This window comes from Sphaerisporangium krabiense (assembly GCF_014200435.1).
In the GTDB taxonomy this organism is placed as follows: domain Bacteria; phylum Actinomycetota; class Actinomycetes; order Streptosporangiales; family Streptosporangiaceae; genus Sphaerisporangium; species Sphaerisporangium krabiense.
Genome location: NZ_JACHBR010000001.1, coordinates 2,285,729 through 2,311,521, shown reverse-complemented (window position 1 = coordinate 2,311,521; position 25,793 = coordinate 2,285,729). Strand labels below are relative to the sequence as shown.

At 72.3% G+C, this 25,793-nt stretch carries 28 protein-coding genes; 16 read left to right on the top strand and 12 right to left on the bottom strand.

The genetic code is table 11. The features are described from left to right. Positions 1-133: 133 nt before the first annotated feature. From BJ981_RS10010 to BJ981_RS09995, 4 genes are all read right to left on the bottom strand, one after another. Complete coding sequence (locus BJ981_RS10010) at positions 134-1,435, bottom strand: acyltransferase family protein (RefSeq protein WP_184610186.1); 1,302 nt, start codon at positions 1,433-1,435, stop codon at positions 134-136. A gap of 127 nt (positions 1,436-1,562) precedes the next feature. Then, complete coding sequence (locus BJ981_RS10005) at positions 1,563-2,588, bottom strand: hemolysin family protein (protein ID WP_204070646.1); 1,026 nt, start codon at positions 2,586-2,588, stop codon at positions 1,563-1,565. A 19-nt stretch (positions 2,589-2,607) separates the two neighbouring features. Next, a complete protein-coding gene (locus BJ981_RS10000) occupies positions 2,608-3,933 on the bottom strand; it encodes a hemolysin family protein (protein WP_204070647.1) in 1,326 nt (441 codons plus the stop codon). A 168-nt stretch (positions 3,934-4,101) separates the two neighbouring features. Continuing rightward, positions 4,102-4,494 (bottom strand): PPOX class F420-dependent oxidoreductase, encoded by a 393-nt coding sequence (locus tag BJ981_RS09995; RefSeq protein ID WP_184610184.1) that lies wholly within the window; start codon positions 4,492-4,494, stop codon positions 4,102-4,104. A gap of 219 nt (positions 4,495-4,713) precedes the next feature. Between BJ981_RS09995 and BJ981_RS09990 the strand changes: the two genes are divergently transcribed. Together BJ981_RS09990 and BJ981_RS09985 are read left to right on the top strand one after the other, a co-directional pair. Then, complete coding sequence (locus BJ981_RS09990; RefSeq protein WP_184610182.1) at positions 4,714-5,181, top strand: VOC family protein; 468 nt, start codon at positions 4,714-4,716, stop codon at positions 5,179-5,181. A 553-nt stretch (positions 5,182-5,734) separates the two neighbouring features. Beyond that, positions 5,735-6,478, top strand: coding sequence for an RraA family protein (locus tag BJ981_RS09985; RefSeq protein ID WP_184610180.1), 744 nt, complete (start codon positions 5,735-5,737; stop codon positions 6,476-6,478). A gap of 87 nt (positions 6,479-6,565) precedes the next feature. Here BJ981_RS09985 and BJ981_RS09980 read toward each other — a convergent pair whose 3' ends face one another. Next, a complete protein-coding gene (locus BJ981_RS09980) occupies positions 6,566-6,760 on the bottom strand; it encodes a CsbD family protein (RefSeq protein WP_184610178.1) in 195 nt (64 codons plus the stop codon). A gap of 228 nt (positions 6,761-6,988) precedes the next feature. Here BJ981_RS09980 and BJ981_RS09975 point away from each other — a divergent pair, with 228 nt between their 5' ends. The 3 genes from BJ981_RS09975 to BJ981_RS09965 are packed head-to-tail and all read left to right on the top strand — an operon-like array spanning position 6,989 to position 10,759. Next, a complete protein-coding gene (locus BJ981_RS09975; RefSeq protein ID WP_184610176.1) occupies positions 6,989-8,833 on the top strand; it encodes a bifunctional copper resistance protein CopD/cytochrome c oxidase assembly protein in 1,845 nt (614 codons plus the stop codon). Positions 8,834-8,870: 37 nt separating this feature from the next. Further along, the gene (locus BJ981_RS09970; protein WP_184610174.1) at positions 8,871-9,503 is read left to right on the top strand and encodes a DedA family protein; all 633 of its coding nucleotides are present in this window, start codon (positions 8,871-8,873) and stop codon (positions 9,501-9,503) included. Further along, positions 9,500-10,759, top strand: coding sequence for an APC family permease (locus BJ981_RS09965; RefSeq protein ID WP_184610172.1), 1,260 nt, complete (start codon positions 9,500-9,502; stop codon positions 10,757-10,759). Before BJ981_RS09970 ends, BJ981_RS09965 begins: the two co-directional genes overlap by 4 nt. Here BJ981_RS09965 and BJ981_RS09960 read toward each other — a convergent pair. After that, positions 10,756-11,733, bottom strand: coding sequence for a hypothetical protein (locus BJ981_RS09960; RefSeq protein WP_184610170.1), 978 nt, complete (start codon positions 11,731-11,733; stop codon positions 10,756-10,758). The genes BJ981_RS09965 and BJ981_RS09960 overlap by 4 nt on opposite strands. A gap of 211 nt (positions 11,734-11,944) precedes the next feature. Here BJ981_RS09960 and BJ981_RS09955 point away from each other — a divergent pair, with 211 nt between their 5' ends. The 4 genes from BJ981_RS09955 (at position 11,945) to BJ981_RS09940 (ending at position 16,524) form a co-directional block, all read left to right on the top strand. Then, on the top strand, positions 11,945-13,435 hold the full coding sequence (locus tag BJ981_RS09955) for a phenylacetate--CoA ligase family protein (RefSeq protein WP_239139666.1): 1,491 nt from the start codon (positions 11,945-11,947) through the stop codon (positions 13,433-13,435). Between the two features lie 321 nt (positions 13,436-13,756). Next, entirely contained in the window at positions 13,757-14,362 is a 606-nt protein-coding gene (locus tag BJ981_RS09950) for an Rv1733c family protein (RefSeq protein WP_184610169.1), read from the top strand. A 69-nt stretch (positions 14,363-14,431) separates the two neighbouring features. Further along, positions 14,432-15,343 (top strand): universal stress protein, encoded by a 912-nt coding sequence (locus tag BJ981_RS09945; RefSeq protein ID WP_184610167.1) that lies wholly within the window; start codon positions 14,432-14,434, stop codon positions 15,341-15,343. After that, complete coding sequence (locus tag BJ981_RS09940; RefSeq protein ID WP_184610165.1) at positions 15,340-16,524, top strand: site-2 protease family protein; 1,185 nt, start codon at positions 15,340-15,342, stop codon at positions 16,522-16,524. Before BJ981_RS09945 ends, BJ981_RS09940 begins: the two co-directional genes overlap by 4 nt. Before the next feature lie 15 nt (positions 16,525-16,539). On the opposite strand, the gene BJ981_RS09935 is transcribed toward BJ981_RS09940, so the two are convergent. From BJ981_RS09935 to BJ981_RS09925, 3 genes are all read right to left on the bottom strand, one after another. Continuing rightward, positions 16,540-17,598, bottom strand: a complete 1,059-nt coding sequence (locus tag BJ981_RS09935) for a PP2C family protein-serine/threonine phosphatase (RefSeq protein WP_184610164.1) — start codon at positions 17,596-17,598, stop codon at positions 16,540-16,542. A gap of 577 nt (positions 17,599-18,175) precedes the next feature. Further along, positions 18,176-18,406 (bottom strand): DUF2277 domain-containing protein, encoded by a 231-nt coding sequence (locus BJ981_RS09930; RefSeq protein WP_184610162.1) that lies wholly within the window; start codon positions 18,404-18,406, stop codon positions 18,176-18,178. 36 nt (positions 18,407-18,442) lie between these two features. After that, entirely contained in the window at positions 18,443-18,964 is a 522-nt protein-coding gene (locus tag BJ981_RS09925; protein ID WP_184610161.1) for a CGNR zinc finger domain-containing protein, read from the bottom strand. Positions 18,965-18,989: 25 nt separating this feature from the next. Between BJ981_RS09925 and BJ981_RS09920 the strand changes: the two genes are divergently transcribed. From BJ981_RS09920 to BJ981_RS09905, 4 genes are all read left to right on the top strand, one after another. Then, on the top strand, positions 18,990-19,157 hold the full coding sequence (locus tag BJ981_RS09920; RefSeq protein WP_184610159.1) for a hypothetical protein: 168 nt from the start codon (positions 18,990-18,992) through the stop codon (positions 19,155-19,157). A 108-nt stretch (positions 19,158-19,265) separates the two neighbouring features. Further along, positions 19,266-19,619, top strand: a complete 354-nt coding sequence (locus BJ981_RS09915) for a hypothetical protein (protein WP_184610157.1) — start codon at positions 19,266-19,268, stop codon at positions 19,617-19,619. 49 nt (positions 19,620-19,668) lie between these two features. Then, complete coding sequence (locus BJ981_RS09910) at positions 19,669-20,757, top strand: winged helix DNA-binding domain-containing protein (RefSeq protein ID WP_184610156.1); 1,089 nt, start codon at positions 19,669-19,671, stop codon at positions 20,755-20,757. Positions 20,758-20,844: 87 nt separating this feature from the next. After that, positions 20,845-21,402 carry a hypothetical protein gene (locus BJ981_RS09905; RefSeq protein WP_184610154.1) on the top strand — a complete coding sequence of 186 codons (558 nt, stop codon included), beginning with the start codon at positions 20,845-20,847 and terminating at the stop codon, positions 21,400-21,402. A 251-nt stretch (positions 21,403-21,653) separates the two neighbouring features. Here BJ981_RS09905 and BJ981_RS09900 read toward each other — a convergent pair whose 3' ends face one another. Both BJ981_RS09900 and BJ981_RS09895 read right to left on the bottom strand, forming a co-directional pair. Next, entirely contained in the window at positions 21,654-22,214 is a 561-nt protein-coding gene (locus BJ981_RS09900) for a hemerythrin domain-containing protein (RefSeq protein WP_204070648.1), read from the bottom strand. Between the two features lie 116 nt (positions 22,215-22,330). Continuing rightward, positions 22,331-22,636, bottom strand: coding sequence for a hypothetical protein (locus BJ981_RS09895; RefSeq protein ID WP_239139667.1), 306 nt, complete (start codon positions 22,634-22,636; stop codon positions 22,331-22,333). 184 nt (positions 22,637-22,820) lie between these two features. Between BJ981_RS09895 and BJ981_RS09890 the strand changes: the two genes are divergently transcribed. The 3 genes from BJ981_RS09890 (at position 22,821) to BJ981_RS09880 (ending at position 24,982) form a co-directional block, all read left to right on the top strand. Next, the gene (locus tag BJ981_RS09890) at positions 22,821-23,714 is read left to right on the top strand and encodes a maleylpyruvate isomerase N-terminal domain-containing protein (protein WP_239139668.1); all 894 of its coding nucleotides are present in this window, start codon (positions 22,821-22,823) and stop codon (positions 23,712-23,714) included. A gap of 165 nt (positions 23,715-23,879) precedes the next feature. Continuing rightward, positions 23,880-24,173, top strand: a complete 294-nt coding sequence (locus tag BJ981_RS09885) for a hypothetical protein (RefSeq protein ID WP_184610150.1) — start codon at positions 23,880-23,882, stop codon at positions 24,171-24,173. Positions 24,174-24,373: 200 nt separating this feature from the next. Next, the gene (locus BJ981_RS09880; RefSeq protein ID WP_239139669.1) at positions 24,374-24,982 is read left to right on the top strand and encodes a class I SAM-dependent methyltransferase; all 609 of its coding nucleotides are present in this window, start codon (positions 24,374-24,376) and stop codon (positions 24,980-24,982) included. Between the two features lie 143 nt (positions 24,983-25,125). Here the strand turns inward: BJ981_RS09880 and BJ981_RS09875 are convergent, their stop codons facing one another. Next, entirely contained in the window at positions 25,126-25,572 is a 447-nt protein-coding gene (locus BJ981_RS09875) for a BP74-related protein (RefSeq protein WP_184610145.1), read from the bottom strand. Positions 25,573-25,793 lie beyond the last annotated feature (221 nt).

The following is a 25,793-nucleotide window of genomic DNA, read 5'->3' as shown; positions in this document are numbered from 1 at the left end:
AATGGCCAGGGCTGGTGGCCCGAGGCCACGCGCCGACTCCAGGCGCCGGATCCTCGTGCCCGGCAAGCCGCAGGCCAGTCTAGCGAGCACCAGGATATTTGTGGCCCGGTGTCGCAGTATTCGCAGGAAATCGTCATTTTTCCAGGTGAATCGCGGACTCCCGCGGCACCGCGCGGGCGAGACGGCGCCCCACACGCTGGGCCGGTCGCTCCACGAAACGGTGGCCGAGCGCCGCCAACCCGAGCACGAGCGCGAAGAGCGCCGCCTCCCACGCCAGCCGGGCCGGCAGCGAGATCTGCGAGGGGTCCATGGTGAGCCGCCGGACGACCTGCAGGATCAGCGGGTGCAGCAGGTAGATGGAGTAGCTCACCAGCCCGAGCCAGACCAGCGCCCGCGAGACCGCGCGGTGGCGCAGCGCGAGCCCGGCGGCGAACGTCAGCCAGGCGCCGATCAGGGCCGCCGACCAGCTCCACTTGAACGCCTGCTCGGCGCTCTCGGACATGCCCCAGCCCGGCCCGAGCAGCACGGCGGCGGCGACCGAGACGACGGGCACCAGCGCGAGCATCCAGCGCGTGCGCGCGGGGGCCTCGGAGTGCTGGAGGCGGTAGACGGCGGTCCCGGCGAACATGGTGGCGAGGATGACCAGGCTCTGCCAGGCGCCGACCCTGCTGTTGAAGGTCAGCAGCACCAGCGCGAGGGCGGCGATGACGACCGCGCCCCGCGTCCGTACGTTCCGGTCGGTGCTGACGACGGCGGCGATGCCCCCGAGCAGGGCGACCGTCGCCACGCCCACCACGGCCACCCCGAGGTTCCTGGTCAGCCAGCCCGCGGGGATCAGCAGGCCGGCGAGCAGGCCGCACGCCGCGAACGACAGGGAGGTCCCCGCGCCCGCGCCGCGTGAGCCGAGCACGAACATCGCGGTGACGAGCAGGTAGAACGCCATCTCGTAGGAGAGGGTCCAGAAGACGTTGACCACGCTCGGCACCTGGAGCAGGTCCTGGAGCATGGTGAGGTGGGCCAGCAGCGCCGTCCACGGCCGCTCGGCCGTCTGGCCGGGGATGACGTTCCACACGCCGGCGACGGCGAACGCGGTGCCGACGGCCGCCGCCACCGCCCACAAGGGGTAGATGCGGAAGAACCTGGTGATCCAGAAGCCGCGCACGCTGGCGCGCCGCTCCAGCGAGACCGGGACGACGTAGCCGCTGATCAGGAAGAAGAGCAGCACCCCGTACTGGCCGAAGTCGAACCACGGGCTGACGGCGCCGCGGACCTCGGGCAGCAGGGCGTCCAGCGAGTGCTCGAACACGACCACGAGCGCCGCGAGCCCGCGCAGCGCGTCCAGCCACGCCTGGCGGGCGATCGGCGGGGCGGACGGTGACCGGGAGACGGAGTCAACGGATGGTGCGGAGGTTTCGATGCGACCGTCGACGGGCATTTGGACCGCGCTACCCCGGATGTCCGCTTCCCTAACCACCGGTTCACCTTACTGGGTCAAACACGGTGAAAAGTGAGAATAGCCGCATAAGGGTATAAATCACGCCTTAGCTAAGGGTTAGGGGCGGCTATCCAGGGGTGGTCTCCGGGTCCGCGTGCCGCAGCAGGCCGGTGAGCACGTCCTGCAGCGTGACCACCCCGATCACGGCCCCGCCGTCGTCCCCCACCGCCGCGAGCTGTGCCCGCCGCTTGCGCATCGTCGCCAGGACGTCGGCCAGCGAGGTCTCGCGGTGGACGACCGGCAGCGGACGGGCGGGCAGCGGCTCGTCCGGCGCGTACCCGTTCAGCGCGTCCAGCACGTGCAGGTACCCCGACAGCCTGCCCGGCTCGTTCCCGCGCACCGGGAAGCGCGAGTGGCCGTGCCGCCCCGCGTACTCCTGAAGGTCGGCCGCGGTCGTGGTCGCGGGCACGGTCACCGCGTCCGCCACGGGCACCATGACCGAGGTGACCGGCCGCGCGCGCAGCGCCAGCGTGGCGATCATGCGGTCGTACTCGTCCTGGTCGAGCAGCAGGTGCCGGCGCGACTCCTGGATGACGGCCGGCATCTCGTCGGAGGTGAAGACCGAGCGGACCTCCCCGGTCGGCGGGATCCTCAGCGCCCGCAGCACCGCCACGGACACCGCGTTGATCGCCACCAGCACGGGCCGCAGGGTGCGGGCGACCGTGCGCAGCGTGGGCACCAGCCACAGGGCCGCCTCGTCCGGCCCGGACAGGGCGAGGTTCTTCGGCACCATCTCGCCGATGATCACGTGCGCCGAGACGACCACGAGCAGGGCCAGCGCGAAGGCGGCCGGGTGCACCAGGGCGTGCGGGACGCCGAGGGCGGCGAACAGCGGCTCCAGCGCGTGGGCCAGCACCGGCTCCCCCACGGCGCCGAGGGCGAGCGAGGCCAGCGTCACCCCGAGCTGCGCGGCGGCGAGCATGAGCGGCACGTCGTCCATCGCGCCGAGCACGGCACGCGCCCGCCGCGAGCCGCCCCTGGCCAGCGGTTCTATCTGCGTGCGCCGCGCGGAGATCAGCGCGAACTCCGCGCCGACGAAGAAGCCGTTGACCCCGAGCAGGGCCACGATGACGAGCGCGTCCACCAGGCTCACCGGCCGCCTCCGGAGGTGGTCATGACTCCTCGCCCGGCGCGGTGAGCGTGATGCGCTCGATCCTGCGCCGCCGCACGACGTCGGCCCGCAGCCCCCACCCGTGCACGGACACCCCGTCGCCCGTCTCGGGGAGGCGGCCGAGCCTGCTGATCAGGAGCCCGGCGAGCGTCTCGTAGGGCCCCTCGGGCATCTGGAAGCCGGTGCGCTCCTCGACCTCGTGGGCGCGCAGCCCGGCGGGCACGGCCACCGACGCCCCGGGCGCCAGCAGCGCGGACGCCGGCTCGGCCGAGCCCTCCTCGGGCAGGTCGTACTCGTCGGCGATGTCGCCGATCAGCTCCTCGGCCAGATCCTCCACCGTGACGATCCCGGCGAAGCCCCCGTACTCGTCGACCACGACGGCCATCTCCTGCCCGGCCGCGAACAGGCGCTCCAGCACCGTGGCGAGGTCCAGGGATCCGGGGACGAGGACGGGCGGGTGCCCGATCGCCGCGACCGGCGTGCTCGCGCGCCGGTCGGCGGGGACGGCGAAGGCCCCGGCCACCGAGGCCACGCCGACGATGTCGTCGAGGTCGCCGCCGGAGACGGGCAGCCGCAGGTGGCGCTCCCGCCGGGCGATGGTCAGGAACTCGGCGACGGCGGCGCCGCCGGCCACGGTCACGCAGTCGGTGCGCGGGGTCATCGCCTCGGCCGCCGTCCTGTCGCCGAACCGCAGCGCGCGGCGCAGCATGGCGGCGGTCCCGCCGGGCAGGGCGCCGGCCTGGGCGGACAGGCTCATCAGCAGGCTGAGCTCGTCCGGCGAGCGCGCCGAGGCCAGCTCGTCCTGCGGTTCGGCGCCGAACGCCCGCACGATCGCGTCGGCGGTGGCGTTGCACGCCTTGATCAGCGGGGCGAACACGGCGGAGAAGGCGCGCTGGGGAGGCGTGGCGAGCCGGGCGACCATCATGGGGCGCGACAGGGCGGCGTTCTTCGGGACCAGCTCGCCGAGCACCATCTGGCCGACCGTGGCGATCAGCAGTCCCAGCAGCGCGGCGACGGTGCCGGCCGCCGGGCCGCGCAGGCCGGGGACGGCGCCGAGGGCGGGCCGCAGCAGCCCGGCGATGGCGGGTTCCGCGGTGACGCCGAGCAACAGCGAGGTGATCGTGATGCCGAGCTGCGCGCCCGAGAGCTGGAAGGACAGCCGCCGGATCGCCGCCTGGACGCCCTGCGCGCCGCGGTCGCCCGCGCCCGCGAGGCGCCGCACCTCGCCGCGCTCCACGGTGACCAGCGAGAACTCGGCCGCGACGAAGAGGCCGTTCGCGAGGACGAGGGCCATCGCGCCCAGCAGGAAGAGCAGTTCGACGATCACGGTGCGGCCTCCCGCGAAGCCCGCCAGGAGACGAGACCATGCGACAGATGCAGTTATCCGCGGAAACCGTATCGGAACGGGCGGGTGGCCGTCCTCTCGTGAGCCCCCTGCCGGAGGCGGCCGGGCCCCGCCGGAGAACCGGGCGGGGACCGGGCGCCGGGCCCGTCGTCAGCCGTTGTGGATCACGTGCTCCGGGGTGATCCGCACGTTGACCCGCTGCTCACCCGGCTGCCGGAACGGGTAGGAGTCGGCGTTTAGGTACTTCTTGGCCAGGCCGTCGATGACCTCGTCCGCCCCCTCCAGCTCCAGCCGGGCCGTGCCCGAGACGCTGACCAGGTGGTAGGCGTTGTCCGGGTCGAGGACGCCGATGGACACGTGAGGGTTCTCGCGCAGGTAGCGCTCCTTGGCCCGCCCCACGGCGGTGTTGAAGACGACCTCGTCGCCGTCAAGGTCCACCCACACCACGGTGCTGTGCAGCGCCCCGTCGGGCCGCACCACGGTCGCCCACGCGTGTACCGGCCTGCGGAGCAGGGCCTTGGCGTCGTCGTTCAGCTTGCTCATCGATCTCTCCCGATCTACAGAGGTTCCGCGAGCCCGAACGCCGCGAGGCCGCGGATCATTCCGCGCCGCGGTTCACATGTGAATGGGCGGGCACGATTCCTCGAAACGCTCAATCGCTTAGCGAGATGAACGACCTCACCGACAAAAGAGCTCGAATGAGCGGGGTTTCGGAGGGGGAAAGGTCGTCCGCGGACCCCGGTGGTCCCGGGAGGAGACGCCATGTCAGGAGAGAGGCTCACCGAGGCACGCTGGACGCACGTCGCCCTGCCGAGCGCCGACCTCGACGCGTCCGTCGCGTTCTACACCGCCATGACCCCGCTCGTCGTGGTCTCGACCCACAGCGACGAGCAGGGACGCAACGCCTGGCTCTCCAACCCCGGCCAGGCGGAGACGCCGTTCGTGCTGGTGCTGGTGGAGTTCGCCAGGGACAGGGGACGGCCGAGCCCGCAGCTCACGCCGTTCGCGCACCTCGGCATGGAGGTGCCGCGCCGCGAGGACGTGGACGCGGCCGCCGCGCGGGCGCGCGCGCTCGGGTGCCTCCACTGGGAGCCGCGGCTCCTGCCGCCGCCGGTCGGCTACGTGTGCGCGCTGACCGATCCCGACGGGAACGTCGTCGAGATCTCCCATGATCAGAAGGTCTTCGAGGAGGTCCGCTCGCTCTGGGGGTCACGCGGCGCCGGAGGCTGACCCGGGTGGGTATCGGTTCCCCCCTTGACCGGTGAACCGCTTCACCTGGACCGGTCCCGACCAGCGCTTTCGCCGCCTGGGGCCCTTCGCGGGGCCGCGGAGCGACGTAGACGAAACCGTCTTCACGCATCTCCGTAATGAAACCGCCACTCTTTCCCGCACATCGGCTCTACCGTCTACTTAGTCTGATGCGGGACTCTTGTCCGTGAGAAAAGCCGGTTATTGTGAATGAACGGGCAGGTGATTGCCCGATCATTCGAGCGGCACAGGGCACGAAAAGAGGGTCAGGTCCTTCGCACGCCACCGGAACCACCGTTCCCGTGGCCGGGGAGAGGAAGCGCCGTGCATCAGATCATCGCCGTGGGGGCAGGCGAGCCGGATGCGCTGGGCCGCGCCGTTCCACCGCGGCCGGCCCGTCACGGACCGGTCGCCAACCGGGGAGGCCCCGCTCCAGGCCGGGATCGCTGAGATCGACGACGTGTTGTCCGGACAACCCTTCGCCGCCTCCGGACGGCGAGATCTGAAAATCTCTTTACAAGAGGTGATCGATACCGTGGTTCCGCCTACCACCGCGATCGCGGACGTACTTCAGCTGCGAGGGCTCACCGGGTGGCTCAGCCCGCCGCTGCGTCCCATACACCGATCGCTCGGCCTGCTGGGCAGGGCCCGCACCGTACGACTGGCGCCGGGACCCGGCGTCGACGGGCTGGATCCCCTGCACCGCATGATGGACGAGGACCTGGAGGACCGGGTGATCGTGGTCGCCGGCGCGGAGGCGGCGGCCGGAGCGGTGTGGGGAGAGATCCTGACCCGCGCCGCGCTCGCCCGTGGCGCGACGGGCCTTCTCGTGGAGGGCGGCGTCCGCGACGTGAACGCCTTCCGCGACCTCGGCCTGCCCGTCTGGGCGCTCTACGAGGCCACGGCCGGGCCCGGGCCCGACGTGCACGTGGCCTGCGTCGGCGGCCCGGTGGAGATCGCCGGGGTGGTCGTGGACGAGACCACGTCCATCGTCATGGACGGGTCGGGCGTGGTCGCGCTGCCCTCCACCGACGTCTTCCCCGACTCCTACATGTACGCGGACGCCGAGGAGGACGTGGTCAGAGCCCTGCGCGACGGCGCGTCGCTGGCCGAGGCCAACCGGTACAAGGAGGACGTGGTCCGGACGCTGCGCGACGGGCGCGCGCTGGACGACGCGGGGGCGCGAGGCGCCGGAGCCTACGACCCCTACGGGGGGCACCGGGCCTACCGGGGACACGGGGACTATGAGGGCGTGGTCGGCGAGCTGCGCCGTTCGTGAGGTCCGTCCGCGCCGTGCCGGTCGGGCTCCGGCACGGCGGCGGCGGAGGATCCCCGGTCACGGGGCCTCCGCCGCGGTGGGTCAGGCTCAGCGCTTGAACGCGTCCTTGACGTTCTTGGCGGCGTCCTTCACGCGCTCCCCTGCCTGCTTGACCTTGCCCCTGGCCTCGTCCGCCTCGCCCTGGGCACGCAGCTCGTCGTCGCCGGTGAGGTCGCCGAGCCCCTTCTTGGTCTTGCCCTTGAGCTGCTCGGCCTTGTTGGCCGCCTTGTCGTCGGCACCCATGACATGCCCCCTTCGGTGTACGGGTCCATCCCCTTCGTTGACTGTCCGGTGTGCGAGGCAATAAACGCCCTGGCAGCTTCCGCACTCCCCCAAGTCATGACATAGAGCAATAAAAGCCCTTGTGGTGCTGCGAACCCCTGAAACCCTCGCCGCGGACACCGGATGCGGTGATACTTGATCACAAGATGACATCGTGGGTTCGGCCCCCGAAGCGAGGAAGTCAGGAGCATGAGCACACTCCGACGGCGCCCGGCCGTGTACGCGATCATCGCCGCCGGCACGTTCGCCGTGCTCCTGGCGGCCTTATGGCTCGGAGGCGGCTGGCCACAGCCCGACATCCCCGGCCTTCCCTCGCCGGGCCCCCTCACCTCCTTCGGCCTGCCGATCGTGCGCGTCGTCCACGACGCCTGCGCCGTGGCGACCGTCGGGCTGCTGCTCGCCGCCGTCGCGCTCGCCGGCGGGTCCGACGACCGGCGGCGCCTCACCCGCATCGCCGGCCAGTGGGCGCTCGCCTGGGCCGCCACGGCGGTGGTCACGCAGGTGCTCACCCTCTCCGACCTGCTCGGGCTGCCCATCGGCGAGGCGCTGGAGTCGGGGTTCCTGATCAACTTCAGCACCGAGGTGCCGCAGGGCGAGGCGTTCCTGATCGTCACGCTGATCACCCTGGTCATCGCCGCGGCCACCACGCTCACGCTCGGCCCCCTGGGCCGGGCCCTGCTGCTCGCGCTCGCCGTCTTCGCCGTCCTGCCCCCGGCCTACGTCGGCCACTCGGCCTCGGCCGCGGACCACAACCTCGCCGTCTCCAGCCTCATGCTGCACATCGCCGGGGTCACGATGTGGGTGGGCGGCCTGTTCGCGCTCGTCCTCGCGCTGCGCGGGTCCGACGACCTGCCCGCCGCGGTGCGCAGGTTCAGCGCCCTCGCGCTGTGCTGCTTCGTCGCGGTCGGCTTCTCCGGCGCGGTCAACGCCTGGATCCGCATCGGCGACCTGAGCGAGCTCTGGCAGTCCCGCTACGGCCTCCTGGTCGTCGGCAAGATCGTCGCGCTCGTCGCGCTCGGCTGGTTCGGGCTGCGGCACCGCCGCCGCACGATCGCCGCCCTGGAGGCGGGCACGGCGTCCCGGCCGTTCCTGCGCCTGGCGACCGCCGAGGTCGGCGTGATGGCGTGCACGCTCGGCCTCGCGGTGGCCCTGTCGCGCACGCCGCCGCCGGGCGCGGGCTCGGCGCACTCCTCCCACGAGCTGCTCGGCTACACGCTGCGGCCCTTCACCGCGGGCCGCCTGATCACCGACATCCGCCCCGACCCCATCGTGATCCTCGCCGTCGCCGGCCTGGCCGTCGCCTACCTCCTCGGCGCGCGCCGCTGGGCCGGCGGCTCCTGGCCGGCCGGCCGCGTGGTGGCGGCGCTGGTGGGCCTGGCCGTCCTGCTGTACGCGACGGCGGGCGGCCTCGCCGCCTACGCTCCGGCGATCTTCTCCGCGCACGCCCTGCAGTACGCCCTCGTGGGCACGCTGGCCCCGGCCCTGATCGCGCTGTCCGCGCCGCTCGTCCCCCTGCGCGAGGTGTGGACGCCGCTGCGCGCCGCGGTCGAAGGCCCGCAGGCGCGGGCGCTCACCCACCCGTGGGCGGCGTTCGGCCTGTACGCCGCCCCCTACCTGATCTTCTACGCCGCCGGGCTGTTCGAGCCCGCGCAGTCGAGCCTCGCCGTGCGCCTGGCCGTCTGGGTCGTGCTGTTCACGACGGGCACCTGGTTCTTCTGCGTCGCCCTCGGCCTGGACCCGCTGCCGCGCGCGATCGGACCGCTGCAGCGCATGCTCATGCTGGCCGGCGCCCTGGCCGTGCAGGCGTGGATGGCCGTCGTGTTCCTCGCGGGCCCCGTCCAGGGCCAGGACTGGTACGAGGACCTGGCGCTGCCCTGGGCGCCCGACCGCGCGGCGGACCAGCTCCGCGGCGCCGCGCTCGGGCCGGGCGTGGCCGCGGTGACGATCGCGGCGCTGCTCGTCGTGCTGGCGGTCCGCAGGCGCGTCGCCGCGCGTCGCGTCGCCTCCGATGCGCCCGTCGCCGCGCGGCCGTGAACGGGCCCCGTCCGGCATGATCACATAGAGTGACGGCATGGCGCCGTCACCGCTGCCGGGCCCGCTGGCCGACCTGGCCCCGCTGCTGGATCGCTACGGTTACCTGGCCGTCGGCGCGCTGATCTTCGTCGAGGACTTCGGCATCCCCGTCCCGGGCGAGACCGTGCTGATCGCCGCCTCCGTCTACGCCGGGGCCGGGCGCCTCGACGTCGTGGTCGTGGCCGCCGTCGCGTTCGCCGCCGCGGTCCTCGGGGACAATCTCGGGTACCTGATCGGGCGCACCGGCGGGCGCGCGCTGGTGCACCGCTTCGGCAAGTACGTCTTCCTGCCCCCCGAGCGGTTCGACAGGGTCGAGGCGTTCTTCCGGCGCAGGGGCGCGCCGATCATCGTCGTCGCCCGCTTCATCGACGGGCTGCGCCAGGCCAACGGCCTGGTGGCCGGCGCGACGTCCATGCCGTGGCGCCGCTTCCTGCTCTACAACGTCATCGGCGCGGTGCTGTGGGTCTCGATGTGGACCGCCGCCGGCTACCTGGCGGGCTACCACATCACCGAGCTCTACCAGGAGTTCACCCGGTACGAGACCTACATCGTGATCGCCGTCGCGCTCCTGGTCGTGGCGCTGATCGCCCGCCATCTGCTGCGGCGCCGCCGTCGCAAGGATCCCTCATGACCGGGGGCGGCCCCCCGACGCCTCCCGCGGGGCTCGCCCGGCGGCTCGGCGTCGGCGACGCCGTGGTGATCGGCCTCGGGGCGATGATCGGCGCGGGGGTGTTCGCCGCCTTCGCCCCGGCCGCGGCCGCCGCGGGCGACGCGCTGTTACCCGCGCTCGGCCTGGCCGCCCTGGTCGCGTACTGCAACGCCACCTCCTCGGCCCGCCTGGCGGCGCGCCACCCGCTCTCGGGTGGCACCTACGTGTACGGCCGCGAGCGGCTGGGCGAGGTGTGGGGCTACCTCGCCGGGTGGGCGTTCGTCGCGGGCAAGACCGCGAGCTGCGCCGCGATGGCGCTCGTCGTCGGCGCCTACCTCTGGCCGGGGCACGAGCACCCGGTGGCGGTGGCCGCCGTCGTGGCGCTGACCGCGCTGAACGACGCGGGCGTGCGCAAGGCCGCCTGGGCGACCCGCCTGATCGTCGCCGTCGTGCTCCTCACGCTGGCCGTGGCGGTCGCGGCCTGCCTCGCCGGCGGCCGGGCCGGCCTGGCGGGGCAGGAGCCGCTCGCGACGACGGCGGGCGGCGTCCTCCAGGCGGCCGCGCTGCTGTTCTTCGCCTTCGCCGGGTACGCCAGGATCACCACCCTCGGCGAGGAGGTGCGCGACCCCGCCAGGACCATCCCGCGGGCCGTCCCGATCGCCCTCGGGATCACGCTGCTCGTCTACGCCGCCGTGGCCGTCGCGCTGCTCGCCGCGCTCGGCCCCGACCGGCTGGCGCGCGCCACGGCGCCCGTCGCCGACGCGGTGCGCGCCGCCGGAGCCGGGCCGCTGGTCCCGCTGGTCACGGTGGGCGCGGCGACGGCGGCGCTCGGGTCGCTGCTGGCGCTGCTGCTCGGCGTGTCGCGCACGGTGCTCGCGATGGCCAGGGACGGCCACCTGCCCCGCGCGCTCGACGCCGTCCACCCGCGCACCGGCGTGCCGCACCACGCCCAGACCGCGACCGGCCTGGTGGTGGCCGTGATCGCCGCGGTCGCCGACGTGCGGGGCGCGATCGGCTTCTCGTCCTTCGGCGTGCTCGTGTACTACGCCATCGCCAACGCCTCGGCCCTCAGGCTGACCCCGGCCGAGCACCGCCCGCCGCGGGTCGTCCCCGTGGCGGGCATCGCGGGCTGCCTGGCGCTGGCTTTCAGCCTTCCGGCCGCCTCGGTGGTGTCGGGCGGCGCGGTGCTCGCCGCCGGCCTGGCCGTCTGGGGCGTCCGCAGGGCGCTGCGGCGTTAGAACAGCCAGTCGAGCAGGCCGCCGCCGCGCTCCTTCTTGGTCGGGGTCGGGGCGGGCTCGGGCGCCTCGGTGGTGGGCGGGGGCGTGGGGGACGGCTTCTCGGTGGGCTCGGGGTCCTCCGAAGTCTCGGGCCGGGGGACCTGCGGGTCCTCGGTGCCCTTCGGGCGGGGATCGGGGGCGCGGTCGCGCGTGTGGGTCGGCTCGGGCCGGGTCGTCGGGTCACGCTCGTCCCGCGTCGGCGCGTCGGTGGTGGTGCGCGCCGCCGGCGCCGTCGCGCCGGGCGTGGGCGAGGTCGGCGACGGGGTGGCGCTCGGCTCCTCGGCCGGCGGCTCGGTCGTGGGGTCCGTGGAGGAGGGGGCGGGCGTGGTGCCGTCGCTCAGGGTCGGCAGCGGCTGGCCCGCGGGGGCGCAGTCGGACGGCGACGAGCACGCCGCCTCGGGACGGGAGCCGACCGAGGACGAGACGATCCAGCCGCCGGAGACCGCGAGGACCACGATCGCGACCATGGCGAGGATCAGCCGCCGGTTCTGGCCCTTCTTCTCCTCTTCCGCGTCGTCCTCGCCGGTCCAGCCGGACCCGAGGAAGCCGGTGCGCGGCTCGTCGTCGGGGTCGTGCTGGGTGCGGTCGGCGTCCCAGCCGTCGTCGGGGCTCGCGTAGCCTTCCGGACGCTCATAATCGTCGGCTCCGTCGAAACCGCCCTCGCGAAGGTCGTGGTCGCCGTCCAGCGCCCGGTCGCCGGGCCCGTAAGGAGCGGCGACGCCGAGCTCGGCGTGGTCCGCGCGCTCGTGCTCGGGGCGCGGGTGTTCCGGCGTGTCGTCCCCGGGGACGGGGGCGGACTCCTGATCAGGGCTCCAGCCGTCGGACAGTACGTCTCCGGCCCGGGGCTCCGGCTCGCCGGTCCACGCCACGCCCAACGGACCTGTCTGCTTCAGAGGCTCCTCTTCCTGCGGGCGCGGGGTGCCGTCGCGGTCCATACCGAACCTCTCTGTTTCTACATTTCGGCCGCGCATCTTCTTAGCAGCTTCGACAACGATCTGTCCGGAAACTTCACAAATTTCCCCAAGATTCGCAACCATTTCATGACTCTCCTGTGTCACGGGAGTCACAGGTCCGGAGCCCCGGATTCGCCGCCTGACCGGCGGAACCTGCCAAGCTTGACCCGGTCCCCGACGACTGGAGCCTGCCGTGATCGACGAAGATCGTCCCGCCCGCGTGCTGGCCGGGCTGCGGGAGTTCTACCAGACCCCTCCGCCCGTCACATCCCGCCGCGGCGCCGAGGCCGCGCTCGCCCTGTTCCACGACGTGGCCGCGACCGTCCCCGCGTACGCGGACTTCCTGCGCGAGAAGGGGGTGGACCCCGCCGCGATCCGTACGGTGGAGGACTTCGCGCGCGTCCCCCTGCTCGACAAGGACTCCTACCACCGCCGCCATCCTCTGCCCCGGCTCTGCCGGCACGGCAGGCTCGACGCCTGCGACATGGTCGCGGTCTCCTCAGGCTCCTCGGGCGCGCCGACCGTCTGGCCGCGGTCCGTGCTCGACGAGCGCCTCGTCGCCGCCCGCTTCGAGCAGGTCTTCCGCGACGCCTTCCACGCCGGCGAGCGCACCACCCTCGCCGTCATCTGCTTCGCGCTCGGCACCTGGGTGGGCGGCATGTACACCGCGGCCTGCTGCCGCCACCTCGCCGCCAAGGGCTACCCGATCACCGTGGCCACCCCCGGCAACGACATCGGCGAGATCCTGCGGGTCGTCGGCGAGCTCGGGCCGCACTTCGACCAGGTGGTCCTGCTCGGCTATCCCCCGTTCGTCAAGAACGTCGTGGACGCGGGGCTCGCCCAGGGCGTCGACTGGCCCGCCCGCCACGTCAAGATGGTGCTCGCCGGAGAGGTGTTCAGCGAGCAGTGGCGCGACCTGGTCGGGCGCCGGGCGGGCATGACCGACCCCTGCCACGACTCGGCGTCCCTCTACGGCACCGCAGACGCCGGCGTGCTCGGCACCGAGACCCCGCTCAGCGTCCGGGCCCGCCGGTTCCTCGCCGGGCGTCCCGACGCCGCGCGCGAGCTGTTCGGCGACTCCCGCCTGCCCACCCTCGTGCAGTACGACCCGGAGAGCCGCTACTTCGAGACCCGGGACGGCACGCTGCTCTTCACCGGCGACAACGGGGTGCCGCTGATCCGCTACCACATCGCCGACGAGGGCGGCGTCGTGCCCTTCGACGCGATGCTGGAGTTCTGCCGCGCGCACGGCTTCGACCCCGCCGCGGGGCACGGGCCCGGCGAGGCCGTCCCCGAGCTGCCCTTCGTGTACGTCTTCGGGCGCTCGATGTTCACCGTCTCGTTCTTCGGGGCCAACGTCTACCCCGAGAACGTCACCGTGGGCCTGGAGCGGGCCGACATCGGCGAGAAGGTCACCGGCAAGTTCGTGCTGCGCGCCGAGGAGGACGCCGATCGCGACCGCCGCCTGTCGGTCGTGGTCGAGCTGGCCCCCGGCGTCCGGCCCGACCCGGCGCTCGTCCCGGTGATCGCCGCCTCCATCCGGACCGAGCTGCTCCGCCTCAACAGCGAGTTCGCCCACTACGTGCCCCCGGAGCACCAGACCCCCGCGGTCGAGCTGCGCGAGACCGGCGACCCGGAGTACTTCCCGCCCGGCGTCAAACATCGCTACACGCGTCCCGCGTAGCGGAACCCGCGCAACCCGGCGGAGAACGATCCGTGAGGTGAGTTTTGAATTCCTTGACGCTTCCCGGCCCGCGTCGTGGGCAGTTCACGACCGGATCGTCACCGCCGGCGTGCCCGTGGCCGCACGGAGCGCGCCGTCGGCGGGCCGGTACACCCCCGGTGCCCGCGGCGTCGTACGTTAGGGGTTAGGTGGTCACCATGCGTGAGAACACGCAGGTGGCGGGCAGGGCCGAACGTCCCGCCGCGAGGCGTCGTAAGACCCTGTCGGGTCGCTCGTCCATACCCGACGCTGGATGGAGATTCCCTGACAGGGAGGTGCACTATGCGATCCTTGGCCAGGTGGACGGCGAGGTGTGTTCGCCGTTATCGGTTCGACCACAATCCGCTGCGCCGGCGCTCTGACCGTATCGAGGCCGTCGCCGTCCTGCTCACCCTGCTGGTCCTGGTCGCCAGCGTGTGGCCCGCCCTGCTGGCCGGTCGCATGGTGTACCAGCGGGGGTTGACGGCCGAGCGTGTGGACCCGGAGGTGCGCCAGCAGGTCACCGCCGTGCTGCTGGAGAACGGCACCGCCACCAACCCTGTCCCGTCCCAGGGAGCCGTGATCGGGGTCAAGGCCAAGGCCCGCTGGTACATGCCCGACGGCAGCGTCCACCAGGGCGTGGTGGCGGTGCCCGCGCACGCCAAGGCGGGGTCGTCGCTGGAGATGTGGGTCGACGCGCACGGCACTCCCACCACCGCCCCCCGCACGCACGCCCAGACGGTCGCCGACGCCGTCGTGGCGGGCTTCGGCGTCGTCGCCGGGATCGGAGGGTTGCTCTTCCTGAACCTCGCCCTCCTGCGGTGGATGCTGGACCGCCGCCGCTACGTCGAGTGGGAGAAGGAGTGGACGGCCGTCCACGACCGCTGGCGGCGTCCCAGGCAGCCGTGACCGCCCCGCCCCGGCACGGCCGGACGGCGGGGTTCACGGGGCCGTAGGCCCGCGCGGGAGGAGACACCCATGAGCGGACACGTTGTCGTAGGGGTCGACGGCTCGCCCTCCTCGGTGACCGCCGCCCGCTACGCCGCCGAGGACGCGCGGCGGCGCGGCGCCGGGCTGCGCGTCGTCCACGTCAGCGAGCCGTGGATGTACGTCCAGCCGCTCGCCACGCCCCCCGGCTTCCAGGACTCGCTGGAGGAGGCCTCCCGGGCCGTGCTCGCCCAGGCCGCCGACGAGGCGCGCGACCAGGCGCCGGACCTGGAGATCGAGACCGTGTCGCGGGTGGGCGACGTGCGCACCGAGCTGCTGCGCCAGTCCCACGACGCCGAGGCCCTCGTCGTCGGCACCCGGGGGCACGGCGGGTTCCTCGGGATGGTGCTCGGCTCGGTGTCGATCGGCGTCGCCGGGCACGCCGGCTGCCCGGTGATCGTGGTCAGGTACGACGAGGAGTCCCGCGAGCACGGCGAGATCGTCGTCGGGCACGACGGGTCGCCGGAGTCCGAGCCCGCGCTGCGGTACGCCTTCGAGGAGGCCGCGCGCCGGGGCTGCCGCCTGCGCGCGATCTACGCCTGGGAGCAGTCCGCGTGGCTGCCCATGCCGGCCAGCCACACCCCGCACATGGAGCGGCTGTACGACCTCGGCCGCAAGGCCGCCAAGGAACAGTTGCTGCCGTGGCGGGACAAGTACCCGCAGCTCCGCGTGACGGAGTCGATGCCCTGGGCGCACCCGGTCGAGGCGCTGTCGGAGGCGTCGGCCACCGCCGACCTGGTCGTCGTCGGGTCGCGGGGCCGGGGCGCCCTCCGGGCGGCCGTGCTCGGGTCGGTCAGCCACGGCGTGCTGCACCACGCGCGCTGCCCCGTCGCGGTCGTCCACGTCCGCCCCGGCGGGCCGGGCTCGGAGGAGGCCGCCCGATGGGAGGAGCGGGGCACATGAAGCAGAGCGTGCGCCTCGGCCGCGTCGCGGGCATCCCCGTGGGGGCGCACTGGTCCACGCTGCTGATCATGATCCTGATCGGCGGAGTGCTGGCGAGCACGGTGCTGCCCCAGGCGAGCCCCGGCCGGCCGGCCGTCCACTACTGGGCGGTGGCCGCGGCCACCGCCGTCCTGTTCCTGGTCTCGCTGCTCGCGCACGAGCTGGCCCACGCCCTCGTCGCCCGGCGCAGGGGCGTGCCGGTCACCTCGATCACCCTGTGGCTGCTCGGCGGGGTCACCGAGTTCGCCGGGGAGTCCAAGACGCCGAAGGACGAGTTCAGGATCGCCGTCGCCGGGCCGCTCGTCAGCCTGATCCTCGCCGTCGTGTTCTACCTCTGCGTCCTGCCGGTGAGCGGCCCTCCGCTGATCGTGGCGGCGGTGCGCTGGCTGGCGCTCATGAACGCCGTGCTCGCGGTCTTCAACATGCTGCCGGGCGCGCCCTTGGACGGCGGGCGGGTGCTGCACGCCTTCCTGTGGCACCGCGGCCGCGACCGTGCCCGCGCCGACCTGGCCGCCTCACGGGCCGGGCAGGGCCTCGGCGCCGGCCTCATCGGGCTCGGGGCGCTGGAGCTCATCCTCATGGGCTGGACCGGCGGGCTCTGGATGATGCTGATCGGCTGGTTCCTGATCACCGCCGCCCGTGGCGAGGGCATGATCAGGGCCGCGCACGAGGGCCTCGGCGGCTGGCGGATCCGCGACGTGATGACCCCCGCGCCGGACGTCGCCCCCGCCTGGCAGGACGTGGAGAGCTTCGTGGACTCCACCGCGCTGCGCTCCCGCCAGAGCGTCTTCCCCGTCGTCGATTTCGGCGGCGCGGTCACCGGGGCGCTGCCGCTCCAGGCCCTGACGGCGGTCCCGGCCGGGCGGCGCCGCGACACGCGCGTCTCCGCGCTGGCCCGTCCCCTGAGCGCCGGCCACCTGCTCTCTCCCGACGACGACGCCACGCGCATCCTGGAGCCGTCGGCGTCGCGGGTCGCGGGGGAGCTGGTGGCCGTGGTCGTCGAGGGAGGGCGCGTCGTCGGCATCGTCACCACCGCCGACCTCGGCCGGGCGCTGCAGCAGGCCGCCCTGCGCGCCCCCGCGGGGACCGGCCCGCGGCCCGACCAGCCGGGCCAGGCCCTGCGCGACGGTCCCGGCGGCTGAGGCGCGGCCGGGGCGTCACCCGTCGCGGAAGCGCAACAGCAGCATCGCCGCGTCGTCGTGCAGGGGCGCGTCGACGTGGTGGACCAGGTCGAGCCTGAGCGCTTCGAGCGCGGCCTCGGGGTCGTCGTCCTTCAGCAGGAACGCCCGCTCGGCCAGGGGATAGAACCGGCCCGCGCGGTCGCGTGCCTCGATCACCCCGTCGGTGTAGAGCAGGACCTGGTCTCCCGGACCGAACGCGACCTGGTGCGGGTTCGGCCCCTCGACCTCCAGGACGGCGAGGCCCAGCGGCGGCGCGCTGTCCGCGGGCTCGGCCAGCGTGATCTCCCCGTCCGCGTGGATGATCAACGGCGGCGGGTGCCCGTAGTTGAGCAGGGTCAGCTTCCCGGCCGGGTCGGCGTCCACGAGGATCGCGGTGACGAACTCCTCGCCGGACAGGCGCCGGTTGAGCGCCTTCTCCAGCCGCCCGCTGACGCCGCGCAGGTCGGGCTCGTCGTGCGCGGCCTCGCGGAACGCGCCGAGCACGAGCGCGGCGGTCTCGACCGCCTCCAGGCCCTTGCCCTGGACGTCGCCGACGATGGCGCGCACCCCGCCGGGGCCGGTCACGACCTCGTACAGGTCGCCGCCGATGCGGGCCTCGGCGTTGGCCGAGGTGTACGACACCGCCGCGCGTAAGTGGCCTGCCCGGCGCGGGACGGGCCTGAGCAGCACCCGCTGGGCGACCTCGGCGACCGAGCGCACGGTGGCGAGCTCGCGTTCGCGCCGCTGGCGCCCGACCGTGGCCAGGATGCTCGCGGCGGTCACGCCGGTGATGGAGACCAGGCTCATGGTGCTCTGCCGGTCGCCGAGCAGGTCGTTGTAGACGGCGAGCAGCAGCGAGGTGACCAGGGCGATGACGCCGATCAGCACGGTGCGCCGCACGCCGCCCACGAGGCTCGCGAACGCCGGGCCGACGGCGAGCAGCGAGAGGTAGCCGAGGTCGGGCCCGGTCAGGACGTCGACCGCGGCGACGATGCCCAGGGACGCGAAGGGCAGGGCGGCCATGAGCGTCTGCGTTCTGCGGTTCTCCCGGGTCATCGGCACTCCGCGGCCGTGACGCTCCGGGGGCTGACGTCGCTCGTCACAGGATGCCTCCGCGGGATTGGTCATTTCTGTCGATTTTCGACCAGACTTCCCGGTGCTCCGCGGCCACTGTAACAAGACCGGGAATCGGCGAACAGCGTGGCGACCTTACGTGAGGGTCACAGGTATGAGTGACACGGGCCCCGTTACGACGTCCGGAGAGACGCCGCGGGAGCCCGATATAGGGCGCGGCGGGGCCGGGGGCGCCGTCCGCATATGCGGAGTGTGAACGTGATGACCCAGGGATGATTCTCAACATTTCGCGCCTACGTGACCAAGCACTCGACGACCTCACAGGACCAACGAACCGGACGCCCGGGGGCGTCCGAAAGCCGCACCGAGCCTGCCCGAGCGCGATTCGCGCCGGGAGGTCTCTGAAGGGCTCATGAATCGAACCTTACTCTCGGATCAGCCAACTGGGACTGATTCGATATAGGTCTTGTGGTTTCCGCGCCACGGCCGCCGGTTAAAGCTCCGCGATAACGTGATAGGCCGAAATATGCGGATTGAGCGGCAACTTATGGGCGGTCATTCAGGACGCCGCCGCGTCCCGTCCCGTACGCCTCAGCTCCAGGTCGTCCAGCAAGGCCCGGGTCGCCGCCGTGACCGCCGCCACGGCGCGCTCGAACGCCTCCGCGTTGCGGGCCGAGGGGGCGCGGAACCCCGAGATCTTGCGGACGTACTGCAGGGCCGCGGCCCGCACGTCATCGTCGGTGACGTCACTGGTGTAGGGCTCGCGCAAGGTCTTGATACTCCGGCACATGCCATGGACCGTACGTCATGACGGGCGCGCGAGCGCTCACGGGCGCCGGGCGCGGTGCCGGCGCACGGCGTCGCGGTTGGCGCAGCGGGGCGAGCAGTAGCGCTGGCGGCCGCCGCGCGACACGTCCGCGTACACCCGGGAGCACTCCGGGGCGGCGCAGCGGCCGAGCCGCGACATGCCCCGTCCGGTGAGGTGGAGCGCCGTGCCCACCGCGACCAGCGCCCGCAGCACCTCGCCGAGCGGCAGCGCCTCGTCGCGGTAGTGCAGGTGCCAGCCCGTGCCCGCGTGGTCGCTCAGGCGCGGGTGCGCGGCGGCGGAGGCCAGCAGCTCGTTCAGCAGGGCCGCGCGCCGGCGGTCGTCCTCGGCGTCGACCACCGCGCACCACTCGCCGATGAGCGCGCGCGCCGTCGCCAGATCCTCCGGGCGGGGTGACGGCCCGTCCAGTCGCAGCCCGGCGGCCTGGCAGCGGTCCACCAGGTCGTCCAGCGAGCTGGGAGGGGTGTTGGCGAGGTCGGCGATGAGCTGCACCGGATCCTCCCCGTAAGGGTTGAGATGCACAATGGCATTACAGCACACTCGAAACATGACCGACCATGACGGCCACACCTGGCGGACGCGATCACACCACTTCACCAGCGAGGGCCTGGTCCGCTACCAGTCGTGCCACTGCGGGGCCTGGCGGGTCCTCACCGGGCCCGCGGGCGGCGCGACCGTGCTGGCGCGCCCCGCCTCCACCTCGCCGGAGCGGTGAACCGCGGCCGTTCTTTCCCTGGGAAGCGGACAAACTCCCAGTCAAAGGCGGTTACCGGGCGAGTCTCGGCGGGGATGCCCTAACCGTCCCGACTCCTGGAGGCCCGCCATGGCGCCACAGACGATCGCCGCCCCGCCCCGCCCGGTCCGGCCGATGGGCGCCGCCCCGTCCCGTCCGGCCCGGCCGTCGGGCGTCCGCTCCGTCTTCGAGGGCCTCGTCCACCGCCTCGGCCACCGCCTTCCGGGAGGGTGCATGTACGAGGTGAGGGTGCCGTTCATCGGGGTGACGATCGGCATCCCCCCGCCGGAGAGGCTCACCTACTACGCGGCGCTCGCCGTCCTCGTGGCCTTCAACCTCATCGACTGGCCGCTGGCGCTGATCATCGCCGTCGGGCACTTCCTCGCCGAGCAGAACCTCTTCCGCGCGCTGAAGGGCGTCGGGAAGGCGGCCGAGTCGCTGTAGCGCATGGTTACAGAGCGGTGCAGACCCATACATTCTCCATAATTTGGATATGCTGTCCCGCCGCGCGCTCAACCGCGCCCTACTGGAACGTCAACTGCTTCTCCGCCGTCACGGCAAGACGGCGCTGGAGGCCATCGAGCACCTGGTCGGAATGCAGTCCCAGGCGCCCACCTCGCCGTACGTCGGCCTGTGGACACGGCTCCAGGACTTCGAGAAGGACGATCTGGCCAGGCTCCTGAACGACAGATCGGCGGTCCGCCTCGCGCTCATGCGCAGCACGATCCACCTGGTCAGCGCCCGCGACTGCCTGGAGCTGCGCCCGGTCGTCCAGCCACTGCTCGACCGGCTGTTCCGGACGGGCTACGGCAGGCGTGTCGCCGGCGTCGACCAGGAGGAGGTGCTCGCGTTCGGCCGCAAGCTGGTCGAGGACGGCCCGCTCACCTTCCACGAACTCGCCGCCCTTCTCGGGGAGCGGTGGGAGGACGGCCAGGCGCTGTCCCAACTGCTCCGCGCCAAGCTCCCCCTCGTCCAGGTGCCTCCCCGCGGCATCTGGGGCGCCGTCTCGCAGGCGCGGCACACCACCGCCGAGTCCTGGCTGGAACGCCCCCTCGGCGACGGCTCGGCGATCGAGACCATGGTCCTGCGCTACCTCGCCGCCTTCGGCCCCGCCTCGATCAGGGACATGCAGGCGTGGTCCGGGCTCACCGGACTGCGCGAGGTCGTCCGCGGGCTGCCCGGTCTGCGCACCGACCGGGACGAGGCGGGCGTCGAGCTGTTCGACGTGCCGGACGGCCCGCTGCCCGACCCCGACACGGAGGTTCCGGCGCGGTTCGTCGGCGAGTTCGACAACCTCCTGCTCTCCCACGCCGACCGCGCGCGCGTCATGACCGAGGAGCACCGCAAAGCCGTCTTCACCGTCAACGGGATCATCCGGGCGACGATCCTCGTGGACGGTTTCGTCGCCGGCACCTGGAAGATCGTCGAACGCGGCGACACCGCGGCCCTGGAGATCACGCCGTTCTCCGCCCTCACTCCGGCGACGCGCGACGCGCTCGCCGAGGAGGGCATGAACCTGCTCGCCTTCGCCGCCCCGGGTAAGAGCGACCAGGACGTCCGCTTCTCCCCGGCGGCGCCTTGACGTGCCGTTTGCCGTGAACGTCGCCGCCGCCGGGTAGGCAGTCAACGAGCGGGCGCGTGACGCCGCCGCGACGGGAGAGGGGCGCTCATGGGGGATTCGACCGTCTGGCGGCACCTGGCGGCCGGGGCCCTGGCGGGCGCCGCGGGCACCACCGCCCTCTACATCGTGACCTACCTGGACCAGGCGGCGCGCGGCCGATCGCCCAGCCGGCTGCCCGCGCGGACCGCGGAGAAGCTCGCGGGGAAGGCCGGGATCGGCTTCGGGGACGAGGAGCGGGCCCCGAACCGCGAGGAGGCCGTCGGCGCGCTGCTCGGCATCCTGACGGGGGTCGGGCTCGGCGCGGCGTACGGGCTGCTGCGCACCGGTGTGCGGGAGGTCCCGGAACCGGTCGCGGGCGTGGGCCTCGGCCTGGCCGTGACGGCCGGGGCGAACACGCCGATGATCGCGCTGGGCCTCACCGACCCTCGCTCGTGGGGCGCCGTGGGGTGGCTGTCCGACGTGATCCCCCACTTCACGTACGGGCTGGTGACCGCGTACGCCTTCCGCATGATGACCCCACCGGCACGCGCGGGACGCTGCGCCGCCGGACGTGCCGGTGAGCTCATCGTTCGTCGCTTTCTGTCCTGTCGTGGTCGCGCTCGGTGACGTTGTTCAGATGAACGAGAGATTTACAGAAGGTGAATGACTCGTGAAGTCATGAGCGCCGAGATACGGGAAAGCGGGGCCGGCGTTCCTCGCCGCCATCGCGGAAATCGTCCTGGAACGCGGACTCGCCGCGCCTCCGATCGGCGTTCCGGCGAGAAGATCCCGTGCCGTTCCGGCGAGAGTGCGGCATTCCTGATGACCCGCTACAGGGGAATTCGTGCGCGACCTCGAAAGGGCCGCGCACGAACCCGTCAGCGGACGCCCCTTTTCCCCGTCATCCTGCGGACGACGTCCCGGAGGCGGTCGAAGATCGCGGTCGGCGTGCCGAGCACGATGTTCTTCGTCGCCGACTCGACTCCCGGGTGCGGGTGCGTCGGGGCGAGCGACTCGGCCGCCTTGACCCCGAGCGCGAGCGCCCGGCGCTCGTTCTCGCTGGTCTCCCTGACCAGCTGCGGGAACTCGTCCCGCTCCTCGGCCTCGGCGTGCGCGATGACGCCGGCGCGCAGCTCCCGCAGGCGGGAGTCGAACTGCGGGTCGTCCGTGCCGCGCTGCTCCATGAGCGCGAGCAGCCGCTTGGCCTCGTTCTCCTCCCGCAGCCGCGCCTCGACGACGGCGTCCCCGTCGGCGAGCGCACGCCTGGCGTACGGGTGGACGACCTCCTCCTCGGCGGTCTCGTGCACCGAGAGGAGCCGCACCAGGCGTTCGAAGGCCTCGGCCCTCGCCCCGCCGGTGGCCCGCTCCACCTCGCCGAACAAATCCTTGATCATCTGGTGCTGGTGGACGAGCAGCGCGACCACGTCGTTCTCGTCCATCAACTCCGGAACAGTCCTGCCTTCTGACATCAGGTCCCCCGGCTTTCGTTGGTCATGGAACGGCCGGCAGCCGCCCTCCGTGGCCGCCGGCCGTCACCCGGCACGATCGTTGGGCCCTACTTGGTGCTGTCCGCCAGCTCGGTGAGCGCCACGGCGGTGCGAAAGTATTTGTTACGCCCGAGGTCTCCGACCGTGTTGATTTTGAAGGCTTCCTTGAGGAGCTTGGCGTCGCCTTCGCTGACTCCGGCCAGGGCCGAAACAGGCGCCTTGATGAGCTCAGGAAGGCTCTTGTCCTCGAACTCCTTGTCGAGAATCTTGGCCAAATCCGCGTTCACTACCATGGATCCCCCAGTGGTGCCGCCGACCCGGCGGTGGTGCCGGGCAATTGAAGCTTTCCCCGTAAGGCCCCGGAACACGGACATCTGCCGATAAGAGAGGGTAAAGAGGCAGTAGTTAAGGGGATTGTCAGAAACCTCGCCCGCCCGGCCGTGTGATCAGCGTACGTCCGTGCCGCCCGCCCCCGGCCGTACAGCGCACGTGAGAAGAACCGCCCAGGTCAGGCCGCTGTTACGGTGATCGTGACTTCGACGAGGAGGGGGCCAGGCCGTGTCCCGCGTGAACGATTTCCAGTGGAGAACCGTCCGCACCACGCTGAGGCGCGCGGGCGACCGGTTCGCCCACCTCCTCACCTCCGTCCCGCCGCAGGCGATGGCGACCCGCGACTGGACCGTCGCCGAGACCGGCGCCCACGTCGCCGCCATCGCGCTGCTCTACACGGCGATCGTGCGCGACGACGGCGCCCCGCACCCCATGCCGGAGCTGGCGGGGCCCATCGCCCAGACCAACATCGACACCGTCGCCGACGTCAACGACCTGGCCCTGCGGTCCTACCCCGAGCGCGACCCGTACGAGCTGGCCCGCTGCCTGCGCGCCCACATCGACGAGATCCTGCGCGTCACCGAGCACCTGGACCCCGGCTCGTTCATCCCCTGGCTCGGCGAGGCCCGCGTCCCCCTCGCCGGCGTCCTCGCCCACCTCGTCAACGAGCTGCACATCCACGGCTGGGACATCGCCCGCAGCCTGCGGGCCCCCTGGACCATCCCCCCGCGCGAGGCGGCCCTGTTCTTCGACCTCTTCCTCATCGGCATGATCCGCGAGGACTATGGACGGCTCATGGACACCTCCCAGTCCCGCCGCGCCGGCCGCATCGCCGTCCGCTTCCACTCCCGCCACACCACGCCCGCGAGCCTGGTCCTCCACGACGGCCGCGTCTCCGTCGAGGACCCAGGCCCCCGCGTCGACGCCCACGTCGCCTTCAACCCCGCGACCCTGAACCTGATGCTCTTCGGCCGCATCAGCCGCACCCGCGCCGTCCTCACCGGCAACCTGGCCGCCTGGGGCCGCCGCCCCTGGCTCCTCCCCGCCTTCCTGAAAGAAGTCCGCCTCCCCACCAACCGCCGCCCCCGCCACCACCACGCCGAAACCCCCATAGACGCCTGATCTCGCCCTGTTACGGACCTCGGCTCCGGACGCTGCCGCCCCTCGAACTCCCCGCGCTCAGTCCCGCGCGGCTTGTCCCCTTGCGATGGCATTACGTGGAACCATGTGCGCGCCATCGTCGTTTGATCGTGTGCTTCTGCAGGCATACACGCGAAGGTGACTGGTATGGCGCGCTTGGGTGGGGATGGGGAAGGCGAGGCCCAGGAGCAGCTCTCGCAGGATGCGCGTACTGCCATTGAGCGCGGTTATCAGGTCTATGTCGCCTACATCCCAGAAGAAGTCCCTAGGAAGTACAAGCAGGTTCACACCTCATGGGGAGCGACAGAGGCGATCAATCGCATCGAGCAAGAGGGTTGGCGCTTGGAACGCATGCTTGAAAGCATGTACGGAAACGGTGTGCGCGTCCTCACATGTATGTTCCGGCGGCACGGCCCAGATCGCGTTGAAGACGCCTTATAGGTGGGCCATCAATGTAACTGCGAACCCCAGGGCCTCCAGGCGCGGAGTTGAGGACCATTTCAGGGGCGGCGCGAGGGGCTGCGGTCCGGTGGTCGGTGGGGCGGGAGTGTCGGTGGGGGTGGGTAGGGTGCTTGGTCATGAGTGGAGCGTCTTTGGGGGAACCGGGGTTTTTGCAGGGGGTTCGGGCGGACTACGACGCCATGGCCGAGGTCTATGCCGAGTATGCGCGGGCGTTGCTCGATGTCATGCCGTTCGATCGGGCGATGTTCGGGGTGTTCGCCGAGCTGGTGCGGGACGCGGGGCTGGGGGCGGTCGGTGATCTCGGGTGCGGGCCGGGGCGGCTGACGGCGCATCTGGCCTCGCTGGGGGTGGACGCGTTCGGGGTCGACCTGTCGCCTGTGATGATCGAGATCGCGCGCCGGACGCACCCGGAACTGCGGTTCGAGGTCGGGTCGATGGACGCGCTGGACGTTCCGGACGGCAGCCTCGGGGGTGTCCTCGCCTATTACTCGATCATCCATGCGCCGCCCGAGCATGTCCCGGCGTTCCTGGCCGAGTTCCATCGGGTGCTGGCGCCGGGCGGCCACCTGCTGCTCGGCTTCTTCGCCGAGGACCGGTCCGGGTTCGTCGTGGAGCCGTTCGACCACAAGGTGTCGCTCGCCTATCGCTGGTCGCCCGATCACATGGCCGGACTGCTGCGGCAGGCCGGTTTCGCGATGAACGCGAGCCTTGTTCGGGAGCCCGCCGCGAACGAGCGGTTCCAGCAGGCGTACCTGCTGGCGGTCAAGCCCGCCGGCACCGGTGGATGACGGAGGACGGGCGCACCGCCGGTTCAGGATGGATGGCGGAGTCATTTCAGGGGGACGCCTTCGCGTCCCCCTGAACCTCACGGTGTGGTCCCTTCAGCTCACATCGTGATCACTTGGGTTCTGGCGGCGTGGTCGCTCCCGGGTCACGGGGCGGGGACTTCCTCCACGAGTTGGGAGCTCCACGGGCACCAGGTGTAGTTCGGCAGGAAGGCGCCGCCGGCTTCGTCCAGGTGTTCTTCGACGTAGTCGATCGAGGCGTCGCAGACCTCGGTGGCGGCGTCGAAGAAGTTGATCGTCGCGGGGTCGTAGTGGTAGCTCCAGCCCTGGTTGTAGGAGGCCGGGGAGGGGATGATCGTGCCGATGACGTGCCGCTGGTCGGTGGTCACGCCGTTGATCAGGTCTCTCGCGTGCTGGATCTTCGCCGGGTCGGTGAGCTGGAAGACGAAGTACTGGTCGGACGCGTCGGTGAACGCGAAGTAGGCGGGGTCCGTCGCGGTGCGGCCGGTGGCCGCGGCGGGGGACGTCGCCGCGACGACGCCGAGCATCGCCGCGGCGGTGGAAATGCCGATCTTGGAGAAGATGCGTGGCATGGTGCCTCCGGTCCTTGTCAGGGCGCTTTCCGTGGTCGCGCAGAGCAATGGAACAGATGCGAGATAGGTGAAGGGCGGTACCGGGCCGGCCCTCCGAGTGGTGCTCGTGGGCCCGTCCCGCTTCCCGGTGCGGCCCGTGAGCGGACGGCGCTGCCGCGCCCTTCGCTCGATGTCATGTATAGCCGTCGACGGTGTCCGGCATCGGGGGAACGGCCCGGATG